The 16,295-nt window shown below is 44.3% G+C and carries 19 protein-coding genes; 3 read left to right on the top strand and 16 right to left on the bottom strand.

The genetic code is table 11. The features are described 5' to 3' along the window. Window positions 1–13 precede the first annotated feature (13 nt). Complete coding sequence (locus GC096_RS29470) at window positions 14–502, top strand: hypothetical protein (RefSeq protein WP_171635283.1); 489 nt, start codon at window positions 14–16, stop codon at window positions 500–502. Window positions 503–546: 44 nt separating this feature from the next. Here the strand turns inward: GC096_RS29470 and GC096_RS29465 are convergent, their stop codons facing one another. Continuing rightward, on the bottom strand, window positions 547–1,878 hold the full coding sequence (locus tag GC096_RS29465; protein WP_056609685.1) for a PhoH family protein: 1,332 nt from the start codon (window positions 1,876–1,878) through the stop codon (window positions 547–549). A gap of 113 nt (window positions 1,879–1,991) precedes the next feature. On the opposite strand from GC096_RS29465, the gene GC096_RS29460 reads away from it, so the two are divergent. Next, a complete protein-coding gene (locus tag GC096_RS29460) occupies window positions 1,992–2,540 on the top strand; it encodes a YhcN/YlaJ family sporulation lipoprotein (RefSeq protein ID WP_376769533.1) in 549 nt (182 codons plus the stop codon). Window positions 2,541–2,580: 40 nt separating this feature from the next. Here GC096_RS29460 and GC096_RS29455 read toward each other — a convergent pair whose 3' ends face one another. From GC096_RS29455 to GC096_RS29430, 6 genes are all read right to left on the bottom strand, one after another. After that, on the bottom strand, window positions 2,581–2,724 hold the full coding sequence (locus GC096_RS29455; protein WP_171635279.1) for a hypothetical protein: 144 nt from the start codon (window positions 2,722–2,724) through the stop codon (window positions 2,581–2,583). A gap of 185 nt (window positions 2,725–2,909) precedes the next feature. Beyond that, a complete protein-coding gene (locus GC096_RS29450; protein WP_171635277.1) occupies window positions 2,910–3,191 on the bottom strand; it encodes a hypothetical protein in 282 nt (93 codons plus the stop codon). A 1-nt stretch (window position 3,192) separates the two neighbouring features. After that, complete coding sequence (locus GC096_RS29445; protein WP_171635275.1) at window positions 3,193–3,630, bottom strand: hypothetical protein; 438 nt, start codon at window positions 3,628–3,630, stop codon at window positions 3,193–3,195. 26 nt (window positions 3,631–3,656) lie between these two features. After that, entirely contained in the window at window positions 3,657–3,932 is a 276-nt protein-coding gene (locus GC096_RS29440; RefSeq protein WP_171636175.1) for a YlaH-like family protein, read from the bottom strand. A 145-nt stretch (window positions 3,933–4,077) separates the two neighbouring features. Further along, the gene (gene typA / locus GC096_RS29435; protein ID WP_171635273.1) at window positions 4,078–5,919 is read right to left on the bottom strand and encodes a translational GTPase TypA; all 1,842 of its coding nucleotides are present in this window, start codon (window positions 5,917–5,919) and stop codon (window positions 4,078–4,080) included. A 164-nt stretch (window positions 5,920–6,083) separates the two neighbouring features. Further along, window positions 6,084–6,539 (bottom strand): hypothetical protein, encoded by a 456-nt coding sequence (locus tag GC096_RS29430; RefSeq protein ID WP_312886387.1) that lies wholly within the window; start codon window positions 6,537–6,539, stop codon window positions 6,084–6,086. A gap of 243 nt (window positions 6,540–6,782) precedes the next feature. Here GC096_RS29430 and GC096_RS29425 point away from each other — a divergent pair, with 243 nt between their 5' ends. Continuing rightward, window positions 6,783–7,988 carry an MFS transporter gene (locus GC096_RS29425; RefSeq protein WP_171635271.1) on the top strand — a complete coding sequence of 402 codons (1,206 nt, stop codon included), beginning with the start codon at window positions 6,783–6,785 and terminating at the stop codon, window positions 7,986–7,988. Window positions 7,989–8,011: 23 nt separating this feature from the next. On the opposite strand, the gene GC096_RS29420 is transcribed toward GC096_RS29425, so the two are convergent. From GC096_RS29420 to GC096_RS29380, 9 genes are all read right to left on the bottom strand, one after another. Next, entirely contained in the window at window positions 8,012–8,692 is a 681-nt protein-coding gene (locus GC096_RS29420; protein WP_171635270.1) for a TerC family protein, read from the bottom strand. Between the two features lie 72 nt (window positions 8,693–8,764). After that, window positions 8,765–9,973 (bottom strand): tRNA uracil 4-sulfurtransferase ThiI, encoded by a 1,209-nt coding sequence (gene thiI, locus GC096_RS29415; protein WP_171635268.1) that lies wholly within the window; start codon window positions 9,971–9,973, stop codon window positions 8,765–8,767. Next, window positions 9,970–11,148 (bottom strand): cysteine desulfurase family protein, encoded by a 1,179-nt coding sequence (locus GC096_RS29410; RefSeq protein WP_171635266.1) that lies wholly within the window; start codon window positions 11,146–11,148, stop codon window positions 9,970–9,972. The genes thiI and GC096_RS29410 overlap by 4 nt, the downstream gene beginning before the upstream one ends. 164 nt (window positions 11,149–11,312) lie before the next feature. Then, window positions 11,313–12,023 (bottom strand): lytic transglycosylase domain-containing protein, encoded by a 711-nt coding sequence (locus GC096_RS29405; RefSeq protein ID WP_171635265.1) that lies wholly within the window; start codon window positions 12,021–12,023, stop codon window positions 11,313–11,315. Between the two features lie 120 nt (window positions 12,024–12,143). Then, window positions 12,144–13,436 (bottom strand): hemolysin family protein, encoded by a 1,293-nt coding sequence (locus GC096_RS29400; RefSeq protein WP_171636171.1) that lies wholly within the window; start codon window positions 13,434–13,436, stop codon window positions 12,144–12,146. 339 nt (window positions 13,437–13,775) lie between these two features. Further along, a complete protein-coding gene (locus GC096_RS29395; protein WP_171635263.1) occupies window positions 13,776–14,183 on the bottom strand; it encodes a hypothetical protein in 408 nt (135 codons plus the stop codon). Between the two features lie 22 nt (window positions 14,184–14,205). After that, window positions 14,206–14,427, bottom strand: coding sequence for a DUF1540 domain-containing protein (locus tag GC096_RS29390; RefSeq protein WP_376769532.1), 222 nt, complete (start codon window positions 14,425–14,427; stop codon window positions 14,206–14,208). 44 nt (window positions 14,428–14,471) lie between these two features. After that, window positions 14,472–15,566: a glycoside hydrolase family 15 protein gene (locus GC096_RS29385; protein ID WP_171635261.1), complete on the bottom strand. Its 1,095-nt coding sequence runs from the start codon at window positions 15,564–15,566 to the stop codon at window positions 14,472–14,474. A 74-nt stretch (window positions 15,567–15,640) separates the two neighbouring features. Continuing rightward, window positions 15,641–16,141 (bottom strand): YpuI family protein, encoded by a 501-nt coding sequence (locus tag GC096_RS29380; RefSeq protein WP_145656973.1) that lies wholly within the window; start codon window positions 16,139–16,141, stop codon window positions 15,641–15,643. Window positions 16,142–16,295 lie beyond the last annotated feature (154 nt).

Raw genomic sequence — 16,295 nt, 5'->3', positions numbered from 1 at the left:
AGGAACAACAAACATGGAATCTAAAATTGGTCTTATGATGGATCTACCCGAAGGAAAAATACCTGGCTTCTATGCCCAAATCGTCAAAGCGCTTGCCGGCAAAGTCGAGTTATTCGATCGCGATAAAGAAATGCTGATTGTTAGTAACGAAGAGCAACAACGCGCTGCGCTTGAAGTCATGGCCCATTTTAATATTGAGACCACGGTAATGGAGCTCCGTTTGCTAGTTGAAGATGCAGAATTGACGGATTTGTTCAGTGACTACGGGTTCACTAGTCGTGCAGAACATAACTATCTATACGATAAAATCGTGATCCCTTTCCGCTTTACTGCGATTAGTCCCGCTGTTGAGGTTGATCAAGCCGCCCTTCAGGTTGAAGAGCATCTCATCGCCCAGTACAAAGATGGCGACCACGACGTATACGTCGTTGATCGGCAGCTCGAAGAGCTCATGCACGGAATTGCCAAAGCTTATCGCTGCAGCATCGAAATCCTTCGGTAAATGCAGCAAAAAGCCCACATCGGCTGATGTGGGCTTTTCTCTATTTAGAGCAAATCTGCAGCCAATTGAGCGAGATGCGAGCGTTCGCCGCGTTCTAATGTGATATGTCCGCTTATACCTTCCTGTTTAAAGCGCTCCACCACGTACGTAAGCCCATTGCTTGATGCATCCAGGTATGGATGGTCAATTTGATCGGGATCACCCAGGAGAACGATTTTACTGCCCTCTCCCACACGAGATACGATCGTTTTCACTTCGTGCTTCGATAGGTTCTGCGCTTCATCGATAATAATAAATTGCCCAGGTATGGAACGTCCCCGAATATACGTTAACGCCTCTACTTGAATACTACCTAGACCGGCAAGTATTTTTTCAATATCACCTGGTTTTTTGGTATCGAATAAGTATTCCAAATTATCATAGATCGGCTGCATCCAAGGGCGCAGCTTTTCATCTTTTTCACCAGGCAGGTAACCGATATCCTTGCCCATCGGAACAACCGGACGAGCAATTAATAATTTCTTATATTTACGATCATCCTCAATTTTCATGAGCCCAGCAGCTAACGTAAGCAGCGTTTTACCTGTACCCGCTTTCCCAGTTAGGGTGACGAGCGGGATATCGTCATTGAGCAACAGCTCAAGAGCCATTCGCTGCTGCGCATTGCGCGCGGCAATTCCCCAGATGGGATCATTACTCATGTAAAGCGGCTCAAGCTTTTTGGCATCTGGTGTAACTTTGAGCAGTGCGGACTTGGAAGAGCCCAGCTCATCGCGCAGGATCACGAATTCGTGCGGGTGCAGCATATAGCTCAAATTAAGTGAAGTCACGGTCAAGAAGCGATACGAATAGAATTCATCAATAATCGAAGGATGAACAAAGAGCGTGATATAACCAGTATACATATCGGTTTGAGCTACAATCCGATCTGTTAAGTAATCCTGTGCAGGAATACCCAGTACATCCGCCTTAATTCGGACCAACGTATCTTTACTCACAATAACGACAGGTCTAGCTACATCATTCTCTTGTTCTTCCAAATGGTAATTAAGTGCAACTGCTAGAATACGATTGTCGTTCGTTAATTCAGCGAACGTATCTTGTAGTTTGGCAAAGCTGCGATGGTTAAGCTCCACTTTAATACTGCCGCCATGTCCAAGTGTAATACCATCAGATAAATTGCCTTTGGCTCTTAATCCGTCTAGTAATCTCGAGACATGTCTAGCATTGCGACCGATTTCATCCGCATTTCGTTTCTTAGAATCGATTTCTTCCAACACCACGGCGGGTATGACCACTTCATTATCTTCAAATGCGAATAAAGCATTGGGATCCTGAAGCAGTACATTGGTATCTAACACGTAAATTTTTTTCATTGGTGTGTCCCCTCCCAGATTTGGCGTTAGATCATTGGTTATATTCATACATACAACCTAACTGTACAGGACAAACTAAACGCGAGATTCAAGGAAAGAAGGGAACGATTCTGGTGAGACTAATATACGTATGCGGACTGATACTGATCCTCGCGGTAGGCTGCAGTCAAGCGCCGAAAAGTGGTGCCCCCTCTCAAGATACGAATCAAAAGCAAGTAAAAGTTCAACAAATTGCTCCGCAAAAGCTAGAAATCAAAGATTCCAAGGCGGTTGCAGCGCATTTGGAAAACCTAGCAATGGGTATCCCGCTGGTTGAAAGCGCACATTGCGTCGTCTTCGGCAATACAGCTGTCGTCGGCATTAATATTAAGAAGGAGCTTGATCGAGCCAAAGTCGGTACCGTTAAATATTCAGTGGCCGAGGCACTCAAGAAAGATCCTTATGGTGTCAATGCAATCGTGACGGCTGATATGGATTTAGATCAACGCTTACGCAACATCCGGGATAACATTCAAGCAGGAAGACCTATACAAGGCTTTGCAGAACAAATGGCTGATATCGTTGGTCGTGTGATGCCACAACTGCCACGTGATATCCGCAATGATCCAGACATCGATAACGCAGGTCCCAATGGGAATAGCCCCCAGGTTCCAGCCCGATAAATCGCCGAAGATGACAAAAAGCCTGCCTGCATACGCAGATCTAGGCTTTTTTTATCGCATCAAAAACTTGGCCGAGTGAAAAAAGGGCATCTCGGCTCTCACAAGCTTTCGCATATTCAGCTTTATTCATCATGTGGGCGCTATCTATCCATTGCATCGGTGCAGCTGTTAGAAGTTCAGCCATATCGTTTGCGCCTCCTACTAGGTGGTTGAAAACGCTCCTTACACTTACAGTATAGCATAGCGAGTGCCAAGCGTTCCACCATTATGTATCTATTTTCAAATCAACAGGCACTCCTTATTGCCCAGATATATTAAAGTGTACGTTGATTTGTTAAAGATATGTCCTTAATTCACAGCGTTAAACCGCTATTGATTATTGTAAATGGGATTCGAATTGATATCGTCCAACAGCTTCTCCGCACTCTCGCGGTCGAAACAATGCTTATGATATTCCCCTTCATGGTCATAGCCAATCCATATTTTCGTTGGATCTTCGAGAGGCAACACTTCAAGATTACTAACCCCGTGATCTTCGACTAAAATAAGTGCAAAAAAATCAAGCGTTTCTTTGGCCGCTTCATCCTCAGGACGAGCCTGAGATACAATATGCATTTGCAGCCAATTGAAAAAAGCATCCCCTAGTTTCATCTCAGCGTCCATCCTCTCTTAGTAAAACAATATCATAACCAGCATCCAACCAACTGAGCCATTGCTTGATCCACACGGCATGCATCCCATTGCTAGCTTCCCTCTGTTCATCCATTGCCATTAGCAGTGCCTTCGCCTCCCGCCTAGTCAACAAACGATCCAGAAAGGCTTCTGCGCAGTGCGATAGATGAAACGGTTCACCATCAAATACAAGGTTACCTTCATTCGTTAAATCTAATTCTACGAGGTCTGATCCACACATCTCTTCATCATCACTCAGCAGGAGGCTCGCTTTAAACATCTGGAGTAAGCGAGGATGCTGTTTGCCTGCAAGCTGGCGGAACGATTCGAATTCTGCATCAGGCATGCAGCTCATGCGCTCTGCCCCCAACACAAGCGGCGAATAGCTGAGAATAGGTGTTAACCAATATCGAGTCATTAGGCATGGCCTCCTCGCTCGTTAAGTTAAGTCGGCCTTTTGCCGGTTCTTTTTTCAATAAAATAGCGGATTCTCACCATGAACATCAAAGAAATCGCTACGGCTAAACAAAGTACTATAGGCAAACCTACAATTTGGAATACGAGGAGCATCACAGAACCAATTGCTAGCAATACATAGATTAGCGCAGCTTTGAGCACAGGCAACTTGCGTGTACGAAACACTTTATTGTACACATAGGACATGAAAACAAAGATTAATAGATACGTGATCAAGAGGTGATCGGCAAACCATTCATTCAGGGCAGTCAACGAACATACACTCCATTTCATTAATAGGTTAAGTCATCCAAGCAAGTCATTCCTCATTATCCCTTAAAACGACAATAAAATAAAGGGAAATGCGGCTTGAAAGCTCACATTTCCCTTTATTCGAAAACTTTGTGAATTAAACGTTAGCTTCTGCTGTTTTGCGGTGCTTCTCAGCACGCTCACGCTCGCTCTTGTTCAAAATCTTTTTACGGATACGAACTGATTTCGGTGTAATTTCACAATACTCATCATCATTCAAGTACTCAAGAGCTTGCTCCAAAGAGTACGAGCGAGGTGTTTTCATTTTTACTGTTTCTTCTTTATTTGCGGAACGGATGTTGTTTACTGCTTTTTCTTTACAAATGTTAACGATGATATCATTATCACGTGTATGCTCACCAACAACCATACCTTCGTAAACTTCTGTTTGTGGATGAACGAACAAGATACCGCGATCTTCGACAGAAAGAATTCCGTAAAGTGTAGATACGCCAGATTCACTGGAAACGAGTACACCTTCGTGACGTCCGCCAACGCCTGCTCCTTGGTATGGACCATAGCTGTCAAAAGCATGGTTCATAATTCCGTAGCCGCGAGTAAGCGTTAGGAAGTTCGTTCTGTAACCGATCAAACCGCGTGCTGGGATCTTGAACTCAAGACGAACGTTACCGCTGCCGTTGTTGATCATGTTGACCATTTCGGCTTTACGAGAACCTAAGCTCTCCATAACGGAACCCATACTGTCTTCTGGAACGTCGATGATCAAATGCTCAATCGGCTCCATTTTTTGTCCGTCGATTTGACGAATGATAACTTCTGGTTTGGAAACTTGCAATTCAAAGCCTTCACGGCGCATGTTTTCGATCAGAATCCCTAGGTGAAGCTCACCGCGGCCTGATACAACGAATGCATCCGGGCTGTCAGTATCTTCAACGCGCAAGGAAACGTCTGTTTCAAGCTCTTTGTATAGACGCTCACGGATTTTACGGGAAGTAACCCATTTACCTTCACGACCCGCAAATGGCGAGTTGTTTACGATAAATGTCATTTGAAGCGTTGGCTCATCGATTTTCAAGACTGGCAATGCTTCTGGGTTCGTAGGATCTGCTACCGTTTCACCAATGTTAATATCTTTGATACCTGCAATGGCAATGATGTCCCCTGCAGCGGCTTCTTCAATTTCAATACGCTTCAAACCACTGAATCCGAAAAGTTTCTCGATTCTAGCTTGTTTTTGTCCGCCTTCACGAGTCATAACTGCAACAGTTTGACCTTGACGGATTTTACCACGGTTCACACGGCCTACGCCGATACGACCCAAGTATTCATTGTAATCCATCAATGTAACAAGGAATTGCAATGGTTGCTCAACATCTTCTGTTGGAGCTGGAATGTGCCCAACGACTGTTTCATAGATAGCTTCCATGTTATCGTCTTGTTTCTCTGGAACGAGGCTTGATGTCCCTTGCAATGCGGATGCATAGACAACGTGGAAATCAAGTTGCTCGTCAGTCGCGCCAAGCTCGATGAACAAGTCAAGCACTTCGTCAACAACTTCTTGTGGACGAGCGTTCGGACGGTCAATTTTGTTTACAACAACAACTGGAGATAGGTTGCTCTCAAGTGCTTTACGTAGAACGAATTTCGTTTGTGGCATTGTGCCTTCGAAAGCATCAACAACCAACAATACGCCGTCTACCATTTTCATGATACGTTCAACTTCTCCGCCGAAGTCAGCATGTCCTGGTGTATCTACAATGTTAATCAAGTAATCTTTATAATTAATCGCCGTATTTTTGGCAAGGATGGTAATACCGCGTTCTCTCTCTAGATCGTTGGAGTCCATCGCTCTTTCTTGAATAGCCTCGTTATCGCGGAATGTACCGGATTGTTGAAGCAATTTATCTACGAGTGTTGTTTTGCCGTGGTCAACGTGCGCGATGATGGCAATATTGCGAATCTTGTCTCTTGCATGCATGAATGTCAAACCCTCTCTACCCTATAATTTTCGTCTCTGTTCATAAAACAAGCGTCGGACATAAGCGCCGACGCTTGACATTTACCATTAGTATACGCAGTTTCTCGACATTATGCAAGAAAAAAGGCACACTTAACAAAACTTTTAACTGGAAAGAAGCAAGTTCACCACAATCTTCGCTTTCGGAAAATCATGGAAAGTCCAACAACCACAAGGATCAAAGCGATTACATAAATCCCTAATTTGACTAGTAAAGTCAAAGCAAAAAGCGCTGCAGCAATAACTCCTAACACCATAGCTGCGATCCAAATCCCGCGATCACTCCCCCGATCAAACAAGTGAAGCTCATATAAACCAATTGCTGGGCCTAATAGGAAACCTGGCCAAATATAGGCCATGGAGCCCCAACCAAATAAATTGCAAAAGAAAAACATAAGGGCATATACGGTTAAAATGCCGCCAGGAACGAGTACGCCCGCTGGTAATCGACGGTTGAAATACAACAAATGAAAGAGCAGTCCAGGCACGAGTAATACAAGCGGCCAAAAAAAGGAAAAAATAAACTGGAAGACTCCTAATTTGCCTAGCAACAATAAGACAGCCAAGCCAATAAATACAATACCAATGGAGTAGCTATTTCTAGCGATACGAATCCCTCCTCAAATGGACATAGGTTGCATGGGGTAAATCGAATTTGAATCGACACCCTTCAACAAATATTTTAGCTCACATGGCCTGAAATTGCTAGGTGTTTATGATGGCACCACTTTGCGTTTGTTTCCAATTGACTGGGTATACTAAAGCTCGCACAGAACCCTATTGCCTTGGCGACCGGTCATCTGATGTTCACCTGGGGAGGTATCATGGAACAAACTCTTACAAGTAATAAGGCAGGGCGGAAACCACTTTGGACCAAAGCTTTTCTAATCACTTCACTCGCAAATTTATTGTTATTTTTTAGTTTTCAAATGCTGATTCCTACGATACCTACTCATCTTTCACAATTAGGTGGAGACAATGTCCAGGTAGGACTTGTTATTGGGATTTTCACTATTTCCTCACTTCTGACACGGCCATTCGCAGGCAGAGCATTAGATCTTTTAGGAAGAAAACATGTTCTTCTAGTTGGTTTAGCGATTTGCGCACTTACGATTGCCGGCTATTCGTATATCGCAGCAGTTACACTTATATTAGCAGCACGCTTTGTTCATGGCATCGGCTGGGGGTTGTCGACGACATCGCTCGGAACCGTCATAGCGGATATCATCCCTCCTGAACGCCGCGGTGAAGGGATGGGTTATTACGGGTTATCCAACACGTTGGCCATGGCCGTCGGTCCGTTAACAGGTCTGTGGGTCATGCAATCCATTGGGTTTTCTTATGTGCTTTTAATCTCAACTATTCTTGCGATATTATCTTTATTTAGCTCGCTTTTCATTACATATCCGAAGCCCATTCTACCCGTGAAACCAAGTCAGCGACCTCGCTTTGTCGATCGCCTATGGGAACAGAGCGCACTCCTCCCTTCTGCCCTGCTGCTCTGCAGCGCAATCTGTTACGGAGGAATCGTGACCTTCATTACCTTGTTTGGTTTAGAAGCAGGCATCCCCAATGTGGGTCTATTCTTCTTATGTAATGCCAGCATGGTTCTACTCGTTCGTCCTCTTACAGGGGTTCTCTTTGATCGCAAAGGGCCAGAGTGGGTTCTGCTCCCTGGCGCGGCATTCACGATTACTGGCCTATTGTTGCTCTCGTATGCACATTCCAATATTAGCCTCGCTATTGCTGCCTTATGCTATGGCGTTGGGTTTGGCTCCATACAACCTGCACTACAGGCGTGGACAATCCAGCGATCTTCCCCTGAACGTCGAGGTGCCGCCAATGGGACTTTCTTCTCAGCCAACGACTTAGGCATTGGATTAGGCGCCATGGCACTTGGGGCTCTCGCTAACTGGAGTGGCAGTTATGCCATGATGTATCGGTATTCCACAGCATTAATTATCCTTTTCCTCTTGATCTATGGCTGGTCCTTCTGGGCTTTCACTTGGCCAAAAAAAACAGCACACTGACCCATGGTCAGCGTGCTTAGAATTCATTCATTCCGTGTCTTGAATTGAAGCAGTCGGACCCCTTTGGCGATTCCACCCGCCGCAATAACGACTATGGTCGCCATAATGGGGATCCAAACATGCAAAGACTCATAATCATGCAGCAGCCAATCAATCATTTTCTCATCTTTTACAAACATTTCCCCTGCTGTATAACCAAGTATCCCCGCTCCGAGAAATACGAGAATCGGGTATTTCTGCAACAAGTTCATCACCAGCGTACTCCCCCAAATAATGATCGGAATACTTAGTCCAATACCTAAAATAATGACCGTATTATTGCCATTTCCTTTAGCTGCAATCGCTAATACATTATCCAGACTCATGACGAAATCTGCGACAATAATGGTCCAAATTGCTTTGCCAAGCGTTGAAGCTTCCTTGACATTGGAATGCCCCTCTTCGTCCGTAAGGAGCTTAATCGCAATCCATAAGAGCAAGATAGAGCCGCCCGCTTGAATAAAAGGAATGGTAAGCAGACTTACGGCAACAAGTGTCAATACTAAGCGCAGAGCGATAGCGCCGAACGCCCCCCACCAAATTGCAAGCTTGCGCTGCTCGAGCGGAAGATTCTTGCTAGCTAATGCGATGACAACAGCATTATCGCCGCTCAGAACGATATTGATTAACATAATCTGCAGAAATAAAAATAGCGCATCAATCATTACTTCACGACCTCCTGGCGAACATGGAGAGCAAGTGAATGGAATGGTTGCGATCACAGCGGCATCGAGGAGTTAGAATAAATGGGCGTTAGTTTCCTGTTTCAATTGTCCATGTACGATTTCAATAGTTTCTGTTTCTAAAACTGCTTTGTCAATTAACTCATTTAGAAAACCCATGCTAGCTTCCAGTTTCTCCACCAAAGTTAAATTAGGATTCGTACTTGGCGATGGCGGCAGAAATAAGGAGCAGCAATCTTCATAGGGTAAAATCGAAATAGGAAAAGTCCCAATCGATTCAGCAAGACCAATAATTTCTTGCTTGTCCATCATCATCAACGGTTGAAGGAGCGGTAATGTGACCACACGACCAATGGCATTCAAACTTGGCAGGGTTTGACTGGCAACTTGCCCTAAGCTCTCACCAGTAACGATGGCTCCGAGTCCTTCACGCTCTGCAATCCGTTCTGCAATTCGGTACATAGCCCTTCTAATAAGCGTGACCAGCAGATTATCCTGATACGCACGATGAATAGAGGTTTGAACCTCCGTGAAAGACACCATGTGAAGCTTTAGGGAATCCGTGTAGCCTGCCAACTGATTCGCAAGCTGAATGACCTTATCCTTCGCACGCTCGCTGGTATAGGGGTAACTATGGAAATGAATGGCCTCCATCGTCAATCCTTTGCGCATGGCTAACCAGCCTGCAACAGGACTATCAATACCTCCAGACAGCATGAGCAGCGCTTTGCCACTAGTACCTGACGGGAATCCCCCAGCCCCTTCAATGACTTCAACGTATAAAAGCACTTTATCCTCTCGGATTTCTACTCGCAATTCAACCTCAGGCTTTCGAACGTCCACCTGTAACCCCGGAATCGCTTGAAGCACATAGCCGCCAACTAAGTAATTCATCTGCTGAGAGTCATGTGGAAATGATTTATTGACCCTGCGAACTGTCACTTTAAAGGTCGCCGGTTGCTTAGGTAATGCCTGCATCATCCGCAGCGCTGTCTCCTGAATTGACGCTAGTTCTAATGGCGCATGATAAGCTGGACTGAAAGATGCAAGTCCGAAAACACGCTGTAAGGAAGCAGAAGCCTGTTCATAAGCGGCACCCCCTAGCTCCACATATACGCGTCCAAACTCCGGAATATACCTAACATCAGGAAAAGAACTTAAAACTTTACGTATTTGAATCATCACACTCTGTTCAAATCGTTTGCGATTTTTACCTTTTAACATCATTTCGCCAAAACGTAGTATTAAACAATCCGGTTTCAATTTCGCTTCCCCCTATGGATGACGGATGGATTTCTCATGGGAGCAAGCTCCTTGACCACCTCTTGTAATGAGCGCAGGAATAGCGCTATATCTTGCGCTTGATGTTCATCAGAAAAGCTTATTCTTAAGCCACTAGCGGCCACATCACGCGGATACCCCAATGCCAGCATGACCTCACTAGGCTCTGACTCACCAGAAGAACATGCCGATCTCGTGGAGATATAGATCCCCTTCTGCTCAAGGGCATGTACGACGACCTCTGCTTTCATTCCTGCAAAAGCAAAATGCACAATATGAGGAGCCATCTCCTGCTCCACCGCAGAGCCTGAAATCGAAAGCTCAGGTATTGCACCGATACCAGCCAACAATTGCTGCCTGAATGCCTGCTTACGCGCTATTTTCGCTGCAAGATTGTCCATGCTGATTCGGAGTGCTTTGGCCATGCCCACGATCAAAGGGACGTTCTCCGTACCTGAACGAACGCCAAATTCTTGTCCCCCTCCTGCAAGCAGTGGCTTGAGCTGTACGCCTGCTCTCCTATACAAGAACCCCGCACCCTTCGGCCCTCGAAATTTATGCGCAGAAGCACTGCAGAGATCGATTCCCCATGTCTTCGGTTCTAGAGGAAGCTTAGCAATACCTTGGACAGCATCAACATGAAATATGATTTTCGGAAAACCCGCGAGGTATTGACCGATTTCTTGAATTGGTTGAATTGTGCCAATCTCATTATTCACATACATGATGCTAACAAGGATCGTATCTTCACTTATTACCGCTTGAAGATCCTCTAGCTTTACGCAGCCCGTCTTTGAGACAGGCAAATAGGTAACCCGAAATCCCTCCTGCTCTAGTCCCGCAAATACTTCCTTAACGGATGGATGCTCGATTTGTGTAGTAATCAGATGCTTACCTCGTTGTTGGTAGTTGTAGGCTACGCCTTTAATCGCTAAGTTATTACTCTCCGTCCCCCCAGAAGTGCATATGATTTCACTCGGGGATACCTTAAGCGATGTAGCTATGACTCCTTTCGCGCTCTGCAGAAGTTTTTCCGCTTCTACACCAAGACGATGAATCGAGGATGGATTTCCGTAATGGGATTTCATCACTTCCGCGATCGTATCTATGACTTCTTCATAAAGCGGCGACGTTGCCGCGTAATCCATATAAAGCATGGTTTGCAGATTCCCCTTCATACCCCTAAACTAATTGTTTCTTGTTTCATAGGATGCTTTTCCTATTAAAACGTATATTCGAGTAGAACTCAAGTTAATAGGCAACAATGCGAAAAGCCGATCTCCGCATAGCACATGCGAAAACCAGCCCATTGGTACTGTAGTTATAGAGAAAATTTAGCACGATGATCGAGCACTTTCGATACATACGCTTGCGTCTCTTTTGGCAAGAACTGCAGCTTACTGACCAAATCTTGATCTGTCTTTATCCCTAAGCGATCGACACGACCAGGCCCAGCATTGTAAGCAGCAAGCGCAACGCCTTCGTTCCCATTATATTTCTTTAGCAATTCACTAAGGAAATGTGTACCTGCGTCTATGTTCTGCTTGGGATCAAATGGATTCGTGACTCCATAACCACTGCTTGTCCCATCCATAAGCTGCATTAATCCTTTGGCACCTGCGGAGGAAACCGCCTGATGGTTGAACGAAGATTCTTGCTGGATGATCGCTTTAACCAGAGAAGTATCTACGCCATATTTCAAACTAGCTTGCCCAATGAGCCCTTCAAACTGTGTAACCGCTGTTGACTGTGAGAGCGACTGCAGAGGTGTATATGATTTATTCAAAGCGCCTAACGCGCTTGGCAGGTTGTTTAGCGATTGATTAAGTTCAGATGTGTCTAGCGGATCATTCCCCGTACCCACACCTTGGCCCATCAAAGTGTTCAAAAGCTCACTAAAATCACTGGTTTCATCTGAGCTTGAAGATGAGGCGTTATCAGCGAAAAGACTTAATTTACTCATCGTCTGAAGCTGAAGCAGCTCCTTCAACACTCTAGGGTCAATTGCTTGCGTATTCGAGATGCTGTTCATTCTCAGACCTCACTTTTCCATTTTCGATGTATTCATTGTACACGTTTTGAGCCCTGACGACTATACTTTTATTCATATGCATAAAAAAAGGACAGTCTAGTGACTGTCCCCTCTTGCCTTTCAAGAAATATTCTGTTGCAACATTTCATTATCATTCAATGATCTTCTCACTGTAACACGTGATATGCGCAAATGATCGGTTTCTTCAACGATAAACATAAACTCGTCATTATAACTTACCTGTTGATTACGACTAGGAGGAATTTCCGTTTGCGAATAAATCCAACCACCGATCGTATCGTAGTCATCCGACTCGATTTCAAGTCCGAAGTAATCATTGACTTCATCAATCAACAACAGTCCATCTATTGAGAATGTATTCTCATCCTTCATTTCAATCGTTGGGCGCTCCTCGTCAAACTCATCTTGGATTTCACCAACAATTTCTTCCATAATGTCTTCCAGCGTCACTAAACCTGAAGTACCGCCGTATTCATCAATGAGCAAAGCCATTTGGCTTTTGCGTTTCTGCATCATTTTCAGCAAATCACTGATATGAATGGAATCCGGTACTGTCGTAATCGGTCTAATGATTTTCTTAATGCCTTTTAAGTTAGCATCTGGCTTCAGCAAATCCTTAATGTGAACGAAACCGATGATGTTATCCTTATCTGGATCACACACAGGGTAACGTGTTCGCATTTCTTTGATCGCGATAGCTAAGTTCTCCGCATAAGAAAGTCCTGCGTATAAGCATTCCATTTCTGTACGAGGAATCATAATCTCGCGCGCTGTCGTCTCAGCAAATCCGAATATATTATCAACAAGCGTGAGCTCTGTGTTATCTATTAGTCCGTTTTTGTGGCTTTCCTGCATCAGGACTCGAATTTCGTCCTCCGTATGCGCAGATTCATGTTCCGTTGTAGGCTCAATCCCAGCACGGCGCAACATCCAATTCGAAATGCCATTCAATGTCCAAATGAACGGGTACATCATTTTATAGAATAATACCATGGGTCCTGCAGAGAGCAACGTAATTTGTTCCGCTTTACGGATCGCATACGTCTTAGGAAACTGTTCACCTAATGTGATATGAAGAGTAGTCATTAAAGAAAAAGCGATAATAAATGTAATCGTGTGAAAAACGGAGTCTGGTAATCCCAGCGGAGCGAACAAAGGCTCTAAAATTTTGGCGAACGTCGGTTCACCTACGTAACCAAGTCCTAATGAGGTGAGTGTAATTCCTAATTGACACGCACCAAGGTAAGCATCAAGATTATTCATAATACCTTGTGCAAACTTCGCATTACGCCGGCCTTCACCGACAAGCGATTCAATCCGACTTCCACGCACTTTCACCATTGCAAATTCTGCTGCGACAAAAAAACCGTTTAACAACACTAGTCCAAACATTAACAGAAAACTGATTAACGTTTCGGGCAAAGGATCTTCCAATACCTTACCTATCCCCTAACAAGTGCAAAAGCTGCACCCAGGAGAGTAGGTACACCTCCCTTAATTTTCGATTTTAATTTTATTAAATATCACTATTCATTATATAATAATACTGTAATCATTCAAAGGTGCGAATATGACACTTGAAGCCAAATAGTACGAGCAAATGGGCGTAAACATATTAAAATGAGCCCTTCTTGCGCTTTTACACAGGAATAGTGGCATTCTTAAGCTCTTTTTCACCTTTTTTTCATAAAAAAATAAAAAGCAAGCCGATTTCTCAGCTTGCTTTGCTTGCTAGGAATAATATGGAATCAATAAAAAATAGGCGGCAACGGCAATTAAACCAAGTGCAACGGACCAAGAACCCAAACTCTTATTCCCCATCACGAATGCAATAACACCGAGAATAATACCTGAAATCCCAAGCAGTACTGGCCATACAAATAAAGAGGCCAGAGCAACAAAGAGTGCGATATACCCCACTGCTTTATTACGTGTTACAGCTTCTACGAGCTCAGCGACTTCCTCATCAGAAACTGTCGAGGTCGAACTGGATTTATAATCTCGGCTTATTCTGGTCTGAGGTACAGCAATCTCAGCTGCATATTCTTCCCCAGCATGGAGTCCGCTTTCGAGATGAAGCTGACTCTTCTGGAATCGCTCCTTGGTGGCATTGTCTAAAGAACTATCCTCTTTATTCATGCTACCTCCGCGTTACACATACCTAGTGTTTAGTCGCAGCCTTAAACGTGTGGCAACACGTATTAGCCGCTTTGGTTGCAGTATCATGATGAGTAGTATCAAACGATTCCTCTGAAGCAAATTCTTCATTGTAGCTAGCATGAGCGTGCTGATCAATTTCAATCATAATCGTGTCCGCATGACAGTTGTTTCCTTGTGTCCAATATTCACAATTCGCTACTGCGCATTTAACTGCTGGCATCATTATCACCCCCTTAACAATTTGCCCGCCTCAGGAGTGAACTATACTTAGTTAAGTCTGTCAGATAAGACCAAGAACATGGCGTGTGACCACAACAGCGGAAGTGCAGGATCACCATGCTTCTCAATCCATTCCTTATACACCGACGCTTCGAGAAGATGATCATCTACTTGCTCTGGTAAACGTCCGAGCTCATCAGCTTTACTTGCTATCCATGTCAAACAGCGCTGAGCTTCTTCTTTATTACCGAGTTCAAGCTGAATCCAACCATACCAAGCGGTCAGTAGCAGCCACTCACCACCACCGTAATAGCGATCCTCAATGTAGCGCTGAATCCCGTCATGTTTGAGATCAGCTTCAATCGCTTGCACTGTTCGAAGCATAATCGGGTCATTAGGTTCACATACACCAAAAGGTAAGGCGAGCCACATCAGGCTTGCATCCACACCAAATAGAGCAGGCTGCCAAACTTCGTTCACACAATGAATAGATTTTACGAAACGTCCGTCATGAACAGCATGGTTATGTATGAAAAGTCGTATGAGATCAGCTTTCTCAATCAAGTCCGGACGCCCTTCTAGCTCACCTAACGCCTTCAGTCCTCCATATAAGCAAGCCAATGTTGCGGGATGGACATAATCGGGATATTCCTCCCAGCAATCAAAATTCGGGTAATGCCAAAATGTCATGATATAATCAACTGTTATTTCAATACTTTCCCTGAACTCTTCCAAAAGTGTAGTATGACCAGTCATGCGTATATGTTCGACTAGCCCCCAGATCCAAGCGCCGTAACCATCCAACTGGAAGTGACCCCATTCAGAATGATCATCCCGCCCATCCAAGTGATACCTTGTCCCCAAAAACTCGGAACGATCAATCCACTCTCTATTCTCGTGTTTGCGCAATAGCTCCGTTAGCCGCGGGCGTTTGTCTTTCAGAACACGATTCACCCAGCGATAGAATTGCTCGGCGCTTTTCGTTTCTCCTACACGATCCATCGCATTTGCTATAAAAGTACCATCACGCAGCCAACTATAGGAATAGGTTGAAAAAAGAGGAGAAGCCACGTAACCTCCACTAGGATGTTGATTCAGCTTAATGATGTCTTTGCTAACGCTGACTAAATGTTCTAGTTCCATGACGATTTCCTCCCTTTTTATATAAAAAGGGATGCGTTGTGGCCGCATCCCTTTGTTGGTTTCTTTGTGATTGATTAAACTTTTTCGCCTTGCATACGGCGCTGTGTAATGTAATCTGTTTCATAGTAAGCAAGATCTTCACGAAGCTCTTCGAACACCTTGGACAATTCGATCGTTAAATCACGTACTTCACGTGATGGTTTCTTGCGGAAACGAATCGCATCTTGTCCTGTATAAGCGTAACGACCATCTTCAGAGTAGCACTCGTTCTTAGGATAGAAAAAGGTATTAACACATGTATGGTATACCTCATAGAGCACTTTTTCCGAAAAATCAACATTAAAAGTAGGACGTCTTAAGCTAACGCCCAATTTCTCATATGCCACTTCACAAAACACTAGAAGATGACGAGTATCTTGTAAATACCCGCGGTAAAATTCATCCATTGCTGGATCATTTTCCACATTTAACTGTGAGAGCGAATGTTGATTAAGAAACAGTTCCATTTTGGCCGTCGTTTCTTTGAGTTTCGTACGCGTGGAATCACAAACATTTTTCACATTAAAAACAGCCATGTTAGAAGACCTCCTATAATTGCGCTACTTCTATCCTACCATAATTTATCCCGAAGTGGTATATGTAAAACACCAGTTACCATGCATAAAAGATACCCGCTCGCCTAACCCTACTCGTAGATAATATGTTTTCATTAACGAGTTAACCTTTTTC

This window comes from Paenibacillus plantarum (assembly GCF_013141695.1).
In the GTDB taxonomy this organism is placed as follows: Bacteria; Bacillota; Bacilli; order Paenibacillales; family NBRC-103111; genus Paenibacillus_E; species Paenibacillus_E plantarum.
This window is presented reverse-complemented; position numbering and strand designations above follow the sequence as displayed.

Excerpts from the sequence above, each read along its gene's own strand:
- GC096_RS29410 (WP_171635266.1), bottom strand. The coding sequence starts at position 11,148 with ATGCTTTATATGGATTACGCGGCAACGTCGCCGCTTTATGAAGAAGTC.
- typA (WP_171635273.1), bottom strand. The coding sequence starts at position 5,919 with ATGCATGCAAGAGACAAGATTCGCAATATTGCCATCATCGCGCACGTT.
- GC096_RS29385 (WP_171635261.1), bottom strand. The coding sequence starts at position 15,566 with ATGGAACTAGAACATTTAGTCAGCGTTAGCAAAGACATCATTAAGCTG.
- GC096_RS29380 (WP_145656973.1), bottom strand. The coding sequence starts at position 16,141 with ATGGCTGTTTTTAATGTGAAAAATGTTTGTGATTCCACGCGTACGAAA.
- GC096_RS29400 (WP_171636171.1), bottom strand. The coding sequence starts at position 13,436 with ATGTTTGGACTAGTGTTGTTAAACGGTTTTTTTGTCGCAGCAGAATTT.
- GC096_RS29445 (WP_171635275.1), bottom strand. The coding sequence starts at position 3,630 with ATGACTCGATATTGGTTAACACCTATTCTCAGCTATTCGCCGCTTGTG.
- GC096_RS29425 (WP_171635271.1), top strand. The coding sequence starts at position 6,783 with ATGGAACAAACTCTTACAAGTAATAAGGCAGGGCGGAAACCACTTTGG.
- GC096_RS29420 (WP_171635270.1), bottom strand. The coding sequence starts at position 8,692 with ATGATTGATGCGCTATTTTTATTTCTGCAGATTATGTTAATCAATATC.
- GC096_RS29405 (WP_171635265.1), bottom strand. The coding sequence starts at position 12,023 with ATGAACAGCATCTCGAATACGCAAGCAATTGACCCTAGAGTGTTGAAG.
- GC096_RS29450 (WP_171635277.1), bottom strand. The coding sequence starts at position 3,191 with ATGAAACTAGGGGATGCTTTTTTCAATTGGCTGCAAATGCATATTGTA.
- GC096_RS29465 (WP_056609685.1), bottom strand. The coding sequence starts at position 1,878 with ATGAAAAAAATTTACGTGTTAGATACCAATGTACTGCTTCAGGATCCC.
- GC096_RS29470 (WP_171635283.1), top strand. The coding sequence starts at position 14 with ATGGAATCTAAAATTGGTCTTATGATGGATCTACCCGAAGGAAAAATA.
- GC096_RS29455 (WP_171635279.1), bottom strand. The coding sequence starts at position 2,724 with ATGGCTGAACTTCTAACAGCTGCACCGATGCAATGGATAGATAGCGCC.
- GC096_RS29395 (WP_171635263.1), bottom strand. The coding sequence starts at position 14,183 with ATGAATAAAGAGGATAGTTCTTTAGACAATGCCACCAAGGAGCGATTC.
- GC096_RS29390 (WP_376769532.1), bottom strand. The coding sequence starts at position 14,427 with ATGATGCCAGCAGTTAAATGCGCAGTAGCGAATTGTGAATATTGGACA.